Origin of the sequence: Bacteroides timonensis, assembly GCF_000513195.1 — a bacterium.
Classification (GTDB): domain Bacteria; phylum Bacteroidota; class Bacteroidia; order Bacteroidales; family Bacteroidaceae; genus Bacteroides; species Bacteroides timonensis.
This window is the reverse complement of record NZ_CBVI010000106.1, coordinates 42,197-51,315: the sequence shown is the minus strand read 5'-3', so window position 1 is coordinate 51,315 and position 9,119 is coordinate 42,197. Positions and strand designations below refer to the sequence as shown.

Sequence of the window (9,119 nt, the reverse complement as noted above, 5' to 3'; positions counted from 1 at the left end):
ACTCATGATTGTTTATCCTCAGGTATATCCCGAAATCTCCCGAGCAAGTATGGATAGAGTCTCCTTCCCATATTAAGCCAAAGTGGGCGCTGACCTGTTCTATTAACTGATCAGAAGGCACAAAACCTTTAAATTTGAACAACGTCTTGTCTTCTATTTTGTCTTCCTCGAATCCTCCGCCGTAAAGTTCAAATTGCCATTTTGACATCACATCATTCAAAGAGTACAGGTATCTGTTTTTCTTGTAAGTCAGTGCTCCTGCATAGATCACCTTAATTGGTTTCTGATTAGGCTGGGTATTGTTGTTTACGGAAGGAGATAGATAATCGAAAATCTCCAGGCATACCATAGGTTTGCTGTATCCTTGCTCTTTCAGCCATATCTCCATCTTATCGTTGTGTACGATCAGTACATCCGAATGGTTAAGGCGTTTGATTTCCTGCTCTGCTGTCAACTTCTTTCTTCTGAAAGTTCCCAAGTCATGGATAATCGTGATAACCTTTCCCCGTTTCAAGTGTATGATATTACATACGAAAGAGTAATACTTCTTGAAAGGATACTGGACGACTACCACGTCATTGGCAGAAACTGTAAACAAAACTTTTAGTACTCCGGCAAGGGTTATTAAAAAGCCTGCTATCTTGTTGGAATAAGTGGTTTGCGGTAGTCCGGCATTTTTATATCCCAGTTTAGAGAGAATTTCTTCTATATCTGTTTTTGCCTTATTACCTGCATTGTTCAGGCCATTATAGTTTTTGGATAGATAATATCGGGTCATTATTTTGTTCTTTTAGATTGATAACTCCTTTTTAGTGAGCAATATGGCGGATGCAATAGTATCATCCATATCGAAATATGCATATTGTCCCAAACGTCCTCCGAAAATGACACGGGAATCTTTTTCTGCCAATGCCTTATACTTATTGAAGCATTTTAAATTCTTTTCATCATTGATGGGATAGTAAGGTTCGTCGGAAGGTGTGTATTCCTGAGGATACTCCTTGGTTATGATGGTTGAAGGCTGTTTCCCGAATTCAAAATGTTTATGTTCGATGATTCGTGTAAACGGGTATTTTGCTTCATTGTAGTTGATTACGGCATTACCTTGATAATTGTCAGTATCCAGATGGATATGTTCAAACTTCAGGCTTCTGTAATCCAGTCTGCCAAATTTATATTCAAAATACTCGTCAATGCAACCTGTGAAAAGTATCTTTTCGGCTATACTCTGAAAATAGGGTATGTTATCAAAATAGTTCGTATCGGTTTGAACATCAATATCCTTTAACAGATTATTGGTGAGTGCAGTGTATCCATCTTTAGGGATACCTTGATAGGGATCGTTGAAGTAGTTATTGTTATAAGTAAGGCGGAAAGGTATTCTTTTGATGATGGAAGCCGGCAGTTGGTTGGCGGGGCGTCCCCATTGCTTTTCCGTATATTCCTTAATAAAAGTGTAATATATGTCGTCTCCGCAAAGTTTCAGTGCTTGCTCTTCCAGATTGGCAGGCTGGGATATGTCTTTATACTTAGAGCATTGTTCCTGAATCTTATGTTTTGCCTCTTCCGGAGTATTTACGTTCCATAACTTATTGAATGTATTCATATTAAAAGGAAGATTGTAAAGCCTTCCTTCGCTGTATGCCAGAGGGGAGTTAACGTAATTGTTGAATTTTGCGAATCTGTTTATGTAACGCCAGACTTCTTCATTGTCCGTATGGAATATATGTGCTCCATACCAATGTATTTTTATATCATTTTCTTCTTTAGTGTAAATATTTCCTCCAGTGTGGTTACGCTTGTCAATGACCAGGCATTTCTTTCCGTTTTCATTCATAATTTGAGCAAAAACAGAACCGAATAAACCGGAACCCACAACGAGATAGTCATATATATACTTTTCCATTTATTTAATGCTTCTGATTTGCAAAGTAACGGAAAAATAAAATCTTATCAAAGCATTTGAATATGTAAAAGTATGTGGTACAATGCAATTATAGCGTTATCCGCCTGGCAAACGAGTTGGCTACGTATTATAAATGTCTTGATATGAGTGAAATATGATATCAAACAGGTGGGAAATATGCTACGTTACACTGTGTTTTAGCCTTATTGTTCTTTCTCAAAGCAATGTATGTTTATTGCTAAAAGTATGTAGGTTGTCTTGCAAAACAGTGCCTTATTCCGTTCGACCACATTAGTGGAGCACGTGCTCCATTATTGTGAAGCAACAGGACTACGATTGTGAAGCACGTGATTTATAATTGTGGGTAATGCTAAATTATTGGTTTATAATGTAATAACATAGGTGGCTAACCGGAAAAACATAGGCAGTCAACGTAAACAAACACTGTTCTGAGCATCACTGTAAGGCGGGGATTCTCCCACCGGGATGGCGCAAACTACTGCTACTTGGCACATTCGACGTCTTTGTGATGAAGAAAAAAACGAAAAATGAGGGGTGTTGAAACAGTCGATTTATCTGCTAAAAGAAGTGTAATAAGCCTATTATTAGCGGTATAACTCTGTCTTACGTTGGTGTAGGCAATTTTACCTACACCTTTTTAAAATTTGCCTACACCATCGCTCATTGCCGATGAATAGGGCGATACAGAGCATGGGTGTAAGCGTGTAGGTAAAAGTGTGCATAAACTCTAGGTAGACCTGAGTTCAACTTTTAAATGCGGCACCTGTTTTTTGAGTTTGTCAAAGAATGTATTGTACTTCCTTGAACAGATATCCGCGTACCTTTCCTGCCTGATCTTCAAGAATAAATCGCCCGTCCGGTTCTACGCATAACAGGCGTGCAAGGAATTCACCGTCTGCATCGGCATAGCGGTGGAAACCTTCCCGACGGAAAAGAGAGCGGGCATATCGTTCGGCAATACAGTTGGCGGCATCGCCCGAAGAGTCTGTTTGCAGAAGGATATAGTATTCTTTGAGTCGCCTCATGATGTTGGCGAGTATCAGATAGCGTTCATGTTCTTGTCCTGTGATCTGCTTTAGAGATACCGGGTTGGGGGCATTGCTCCGAAAAGTTTCCTGGTTTATGTTGACACCAATGCCGGAAATGCTGCGTCCGATGTGATGTCCGGAGAGGTCGTTTTCTATCAGTATGCCGCAAATCTTCTTTTCGTTCCAGTAGATGTCATTCGGCCATTTGATGGAAATGCTTTTTGTCCATTCGTCCAACTCTTCTTTAATGGAAAGGGAGACGATTTGAGAAAGGATGAACTGGCGACGGGCTTCAATGAAAGTGGGGTAAAGCACGAAGCTGAATGTGATGTTCCGGCAATCTTCGGACTCCCAACTGTTGCCACGCTGCCCTTTGCCGGCAGTCTGGCGCTCGGCTATGACCGTCGTGAACTCTCGGACAGCGGATTGCTGTTCGTTGCAAAGTTGAGTTAAATAGTTATTCGTAGAGTCTGTTTCCGGCAATATGATCAGTGGGACAGGAAACTCTGCGGGAGTAATCATCAAATTCGGTTCTTTCTTCATATCAGGGCAGGGCATCATATTCGGTACGCATTTTCTTGGTGAACTTCTTTAGTACTTCCTCATAAGCATGGTCGATGAGGCTCTTTATCAGTTTATCGTCCACATCTCCGTCAAGGAAGATCTGGTTCCAGTATTTCTTGTTAAAGTGGTAGGCGCCCTCAATAGCTGAGTAATGCTCACGCAATTCTATTGCATACTCAGGATCACACTTCATACAGATTTTGTTAGAGCCTTCCAAGTCAATCAGTACAAACATCTTATCCATCACTTTCATCACAAGTGAATACTCGTCGAACGGAAGACATTCCGTTACGGCTTTCTTGGCGAGACAGTATTCGCGGGCGGTTTCTATATCCATACTTTCTGTTTTTAATTTCTATTAATTTGCGGGTGTCCGGTTACGAAATTTGCTTGAATTTCACCAAATCCCATCCGCGGAACACCAGGGCGATTGCGATAATTTCCGTAGTACCTTTCTTTTCCTGTACTTTCGGACAGGCTACATATTGCGCCAACTGCATTCCTGCATCTTCCAGCAACTTCTCCACTTCTGCATCTTTGGCGTCGCGGGGGCAATACTTCACTTCAATGGCATAGCTGTACGGCATATCGGGCAGTTGCGGAAGGTTGGGTATCAGGTAGAAGTCGGAGAAGCCTTTGTTCATTTCGTATTCGGGCATTGTTATGTAGTAACTGTTCATGCCCATATAGCTGAGGAGAAAGCCCTTGACGTGCGCTTCACCTTCCATGAATTCGCGGATGGAGCTTTGTTCCTTTAGCCGGGTGGCGATATATTGGAAGTAGCTTTCCCATTCACGGGAATAAGCCATGCCGTACATCAGCTGATTCAGTTCGTCAACATCCAGGTCCATGTGTCCGGCGGTGCGGTATGCGTCTGCCAGATAGCCGTATAGTTGTTCGCGCACCACTTGGTTGGGGATTGTCAGTTGCAGCATCGGTCCGCGTGTACCCGCTATTGTCAGCATTCCGTAATAGAAGAGCAGACTCTTGAAATTATCCGTTTGCGCTATCTCCACGGCGGGGAAGGACTCTTTTATCCTGCCAACCGTTTCACCCTGTGTGATGATTTCTTGAATGATACTGGCATTTTTGCCGAAGTTTTTGTCTATAAGGATGAGGTGGCGCAGTTTGTTATAGTCAGTGCGGCAGTTGGTGTCGAGCATGTCACGGGGCGGTTTCTGACTGGCGAAGTATCTGTTCACGAAATAGAGCACCATGTCAGAATTATACATCGGAGGTTCATTCAATGCATCTTCTGAGAAACAGTAATTATCATACCACGGTTTCATCATGCTGATCAACTCATCGACGGGATGAATGATTTTTCCTTGCTGCCGGTAGTATTCCAGTAATTCCCGTACTTCGGCTTCAGTGAACCCGATCATGCTGTTGAATACCGGGTTGGTACTTTGATTGCTGGCGATATTGAAGCCACTTGTAAGATCGTCCATCGTTACAGGGCTGACACCGGTGATGTACATACGTTCCACAACCCTGTCAGTATAGTCTTTGACGGTTTTGAGAAAGTTCCGCAGAAAACCGTCGCCATGAGTGAGGGCGCGATAACGGGTATTACCGTAGTTGACCAGTACGTTGTTGGCAAAATTGTCGTATTCGTCGAGGATGAGGTACATCTTCAGGCCTTGTCTCCGCAATGACAGGCATACCGCGGTCAGCTTCTCGGAAGCCACTTCCTTTTGTTGTACCATTTCAAGGGTGTCCGGTGGCAGTAAATATGCATATTTCAGACAAAAGTCCGTAAATATCATGTCGCAGTTACTATTGAATGAGGCTTCCATTTTTTCCGGGTCGGAGACGATACTGGAGAAGCTCATCTTCAGCACAAGATACTTGTTGCGGTCCGGGGTAGGATGTTTTCCCACGTATAAGTTGCCAAACAGTTCATCAAATTGTTTTTCTGTCTTACAATCATAATAGCATTCCAGCATATTGAGGAAAAGACTCTTCCCGAAACGACGGGGGCGGACGAAAAAGAAGAAACGGGCAGTCTGTTCTATCTGTCTGATATATTCCGTCTTATCGACATAATAATAGTTATTACGGATAATTGCAGGAAAGTCTGTCATCCCGTAAGGGATTAGCTTAGTGGAATTTGCCTGATTCATAAATAGAGCTTTTTTAGAATATTTCCGAACGAAGATAGAGAGTTTTCCCGAAACGGGCAAGAAGAATTACGAAAATGCTGTGTAAAAGCACTTTTCACGTTTGATTCAGAACATTGGCGGATAAAATGCATCTTTGATATGCTCTATTTTAAATGCATCAGCTTCACCGACAACAGTAATGATATCAAAGCGTACAGGGACATCAATGTTGAAATGCTTGATGTAAGCATCAGCGGCTACTACGATATGGCGTACTTTCTGCCAGTTAACCGCGTCTTGCGGTTCGATGTATTCTGTATTACTGCGGGTTTTTACCTCCACCACAATTAATTGTTCATCCTTGACTGCCACAATGTCCAGCTCAAGACGATTTTTCCGCCAATTACGGTGACAGATAGTGTATCCGTTATATTCCAGATGCGCCACTGCGGCGTCTTCTCCGGCCTTTCCGAGAGCATTGTGTGCTGCCATACCTGTATTCGTACTTATTTTTAGCTGTTTCTATGCAAAAATACGTTTTTTCTGCTTTGTATTTACAGAAGTAAAACTAATTTTGCAGGAAATATGAGAAAGAGAGATAAAGCGTGTGTGAAAGCAACACCTGAAGAACCCAAACGCGAACAGCGCATTGTTTGCCTGATGAGCGAGGAAGAGCTGCGGATTGTAGACCGTTATCTGGAGAAATACAAGATAACGAATAAATCGCGATGGCTGCGGGAGACTATTCTCATGTTTATCCATAAGAATATGGAAGAAGATTATCCGACTCTTTTCGGTGAGCATGATATGAGACGATAAGGAGAATTCTTTAATCCTAATTAAATTGAAGCGGATGGACGATAACTATTATATGAAACAGGCGTTGATTGAAGCGCGTAAGGCTTCCGAAAGGGGAGAAGTGCCCGTTGGCGCAGTCGTTGTATGCAAAGACCGTATTATAGCTCGCGCCCATAACTTAACAGAAACTTTGACTGATGTGACTGCTCACGCTGAAATGCAGGCTATTACTGCCGCAGCCTCTACTCTTGGCGGAAAATATCTGAATGAATGCACTCTCTATGTTACAGTAGAGCCTTGTGTAATGTGTGCGGGGGCGATTGCTTGGGCTCAGATGGGAAGGCTTGTGTTTGGTGCCGGAGATGAGAAACGTGGATATCAGCGTTATGCATCTCAGGCCTTGCACCCGAAAACGGCAGTTTCACAGGGCGTTCTTGCTGAAGAGTGTGCAGTGCTGATGAAGGATTTTTTTGCGGCAAAACGTCGCTGAATTCTAATATAGTTCCTCTTTTTGATCTGTATTTCGTATTTTATCCGTATATTTGACTACTTAACAGATTCTTAAAATGCATTATGTAATGGAATATCATCGTATATCTTTTATTCACAACGATACAGAGTATTCATTTATCAAAGCTATGAATGACAGATTAGTGGGATATGCCTTAATGTCTGCTTGCCGGCTGGAAGTTCAAATTTATATGAAGGAGCATAATCTGAGAGGCAAATACATTCTTACCGGCATGGCAAAAATCTGATTATTCTTTAATTTCTTCAAAATCCACGTATTCTCCTTCATCTTTAGAGAAAAGTTTCTTGTGTTTTCTATGGATATCATTTCCAGAGGAAGTTGTTTCTCCGTTGGATTGCGAAGAAGCATCCTGTTGTTGATCACCCGAGAAAGAATAACCTCTACCGGATTGATAACTTCCTCCGCCATTCTGGTAAGTACCTGAAGAGCTACGACGTTTCCCCAGTCCGAAAACAGTTCGGAGAACGGTGCCGATGATGCTGAGTCCGATGACCAGAATAACGACTATAATGATAAATAAAAATCCTAAGATGTGAAACATGGGCTAATCGTTTTTATATATTGTTCGTCTTACGAACGATAGTACAACAACTGTGCCAGAAGATTTGTTTAGAGCTTCTTTCTTACAAACCAGCACAGAATGATGTACCAGCCAATGACAGCTGCAAGTCCTACAAAGATGAGCAAAGGAATGCTGACTATCAAAAACAAATAACGGATTTTATTTTCTTCCCAAGAGAAATTCTTCAGTTTGAAGGCGAACATTGGGAATTCAGATACCAGTAACAGAGAGAATAATACGATGCAAATCAATAAACCATACAGGATTACTCCACCTTGTATCAGCCAATCATGGTATTGCGCCGCTGCTGCTGCCCAAAATAAGGTATTGGCAGGAGTATTCAGGCCGATGAATGAGCTGGTCTGGCGTTCGTCAATATTAAATTTAGCCAAACGCAATGCTGAAAATACAGCGATGAGGAAAGCAAAATAGGGAACATATTCTTGAAAACAGCTCATCCAGTCGGGATAAGTAGTTTCGCGCAATAGAGAGAATACAATTACTGAGGGTACTACTCCGAAACTGACGTCATCTGCCAAAGAGTCCAATTCTTTTCCAATAGGAGAGGGGGCATTCAGCAACCGCGCTGACATTCCGTCGAGGAAGTCAAAAACAGCGCTGACAATAATGAAGGTAAGAGCCCATTCATACTTGAACTCGAAAGCCATAACACATGCAATACAGCCTGAGAACAGATTCAGACATGTCAATGTATTGGGGATATGGCGGGTAATACAGTTAGGCATTGTTTAGTTATTTTAGTTTGGCTATCACAGTCTGGTTTCCTGTAGTGGTTTGTCCCATCTTTACGAATACTTCTGTACCTAACGGGAGATATACATCTACACGGGAACCAAATTTGATAAAGCCCATGTGTTCATCGATATAACAGTCTTCACCGGGTTCGGCATAGGTGACGATGCGTCGTGCCATCGCTCCGGCAATCTGACGTGCCATTACTTCTACACCTTCGGGAGTTTCAATTACCACTGTAGAACGTTCGTTGTCCGTACTGGCTTTCGGTAACCAGGCTTTCATGAACTTTCCGTTATGATGGGCTACCTTCTTCACGGTTCCGTCTACCGGATACCAATTAGCGTGTACATTGATAACACTCATAAAGATGGAAATCATGAGCCGACGATCGTGGAAGTATTCATTCTCATCCACTTCTTCTATGACTACTATTCTACCATCGGCAGGTGCCACCACTATTTTCTCGGTGTCTTCCTGGCCAAACAGGCGGATAGGGCATCTGAAAAAATTCACCAGCATTCCATACAGGACAATACTTACCACAGCTACGATATAGAATGGCAATTTGCATTCTAATCCAAAGTAGAGAGCGGAATTAACAACCAGTAGCAACAATAAACTGCCGGCCAGTGTATGTGTCCCCTCACGGTGAATTCGTATCTTTTTTAGTTTTTTAGTCGACTCATGTAAGTTGTTTTATTCTTCGAATAGAAATTATCGGCAAAAATAGGCTTATTTTGAAAATCTAACAAGCATTTGGGGCGAGAAATGCAGATGTTGATAACTTTTAGGGAAATATTTTTGTTAGGTCTTATATACGTTGTACTTTTATGCTCTCAATTGAAAG

Annotated in this window: 12 protein-coding genes; 3 read left to right on the top strand and 9 right to left on the bottom strand. The window is 42.1% G+C overall.

Annotation, left to right across the window (positions count from 1 at the left end):
• The 6 genes from BN161_RS20060 to BN161_RS20035 form a co-directional block, all read right to left on the bottom strand.
• Positions 1–778 (bottom strand): galactofuranosyltransferase (locus BN161_RS20060; RefSeq protein WP_044269650.1); only part of this gene is annotated, 778 nt, incomplete at its 3' end.
• 12 nt (positions 779–790) lie between these two features.
• Complete coding sequence (glf, locus tag BN161_RS20055) at positions 791–1,906, bottom strand: UDP-galactopyranose mutase (RefSeq protein ID WP_044269648.1); 1,116 nt, start codon at positions 1,904–1,906, stop codon at positions 791–793.
• Positions 1,907–2,706: 800 nt separating this feature from the next.
• Entirely contained in the window at positions 2,707–3,516 is an 810-nt protein-coding gene (locus BN161_RS20050) for a biotin--[acetyl-CoA-carboxylase] ligase (protein WP_394332306.1), read from the bottom strand.
• A complete protein-coding gene (locus BN161_RS20045; protein ID WP_044269646.1) occupies positions 3,500–3,856 on the bottom strand; it encodes an MmcQ/YjbR family DNA-binding protein in 357 nt (118 codons plus the stop codon). The genes BN161_RS20050 and BN161_RS20045 overlap by 17 nt, the downstream gene beginning before the upstream one ends.
• 40 nt (positions 3,857–3,896) lie before the next feature.
• Complete coding sequence (locus BN161_RS20040; RefSeq protein WP_044269644.1) at positions 3,897–5,645, bottom strand: AAA family ATPase; 1,749 nt, start codon at positions 5,643–5,645, stop codon at positions 3,897–3,899.
• 105 nt (positions 5,646–5,750) lie between these two features.
• On the bottom strand, positions 5,751–6,116 hold the full coding sequence (locus tag BN161_RS20035; protein WP_044269642.1) for a YraN family protein: 366 nt from the start codon (positions 6,114–6,116) through the stop codon (positions 5,751–5,753).
• 93 nt (positions 6,117–6,209) lie between these two features.
• On the opposite strand from BN161_RS20035, the gene BN161_RS20030 reads away from it, so the two are divergent.
• From BN161_RS20030 to BN161_RS30950, 3 genes are all read left to right on the top strand, one after another.
• On the top strand, positions 6,210–6,443 hold the full coding sequence (locus BN161_RS20030; RefSeq protein ID WP_044269640.1) for a hypothetical protein: 234 nt from the start codon (positions 6,210–6,212) through the stop codon (positions 6,441–6,443).
• A gap of 34 nt (positions 6,444–6,477) precedes the next feature.
• The gene (locus tag BN161_RS20025; protein ID WP_044269636.1) at positions 6,478–6,912 is read left to right on the top strand and encodes a nucleoside deaminase; all 435 of its coding nucleotides are present in this window, start codon (positions 6,478–6,480) and stop codon (positions 6,910–6,912) included.
• Positions 6,913–7,000: 88 nt separating this feature from the next.
• On the top strand, positions 7,001–7,180 hold the full coding sequence (locus tag BN161_RS30950) for a hypothetical protein (protein WP_044269634.1): 180 nt from the start codon (positions 7,001–7,003) through the stop codon (positions 7,178–7,180).
• Here the strand turns inward: BN161_RS30950 and BN161_RS20015 are convergent, their stop codons facing one another.
• The 3 genes from BN161_RS20015 to BN161_RS20005 all read right to left on the bottom strand — a co-directional run bounded on the left by BN161_RS20015 (position 7,181) and on the right by BN161_RS20005 (position 8,932).
• Complete coding sequence (locus tag BN161_RS20015; protein ID WP_044269633.1) at positions 7,181–7,495, bottom strand: DUF4834 family protein; 315 nt, start codon at positions 7,493–7,495, stop codon at positions 7,181–7,183.
• A 68-nt stretch (positions 7,496–7,563) separates the two neighbouring features.
• Positions 7,564–8,262, bottom strand: a complete 699-nt coding sequence (gene pssA, locus BN161_RS20010; RefSeq protein ID WP_044269629.1) for a CDP-diacylglycerol--serine O-phosphatidyltransferase — start codon at positions 8,260–8,262, stop codon at positions 7,564–7,566.
• A 7-nt stretch (positions 8,263–8,269) separates the two neighbouring features.
• Positions 8,270–8,932 carry a phosphatidylserine decarboxylase family protein gene (locus tag BN161_RS20005; protein ID WP_044269627.1) on the bottom strand — a complete coding sequence of 221 codons (663 nt, stop codon included), beginning with the start codon at positions 8,930–8,932 and terminating at the stop codon, positions 8,270–8,272.
• Positions 8,933–9,119: the final 187 nt, after the last annotated feature.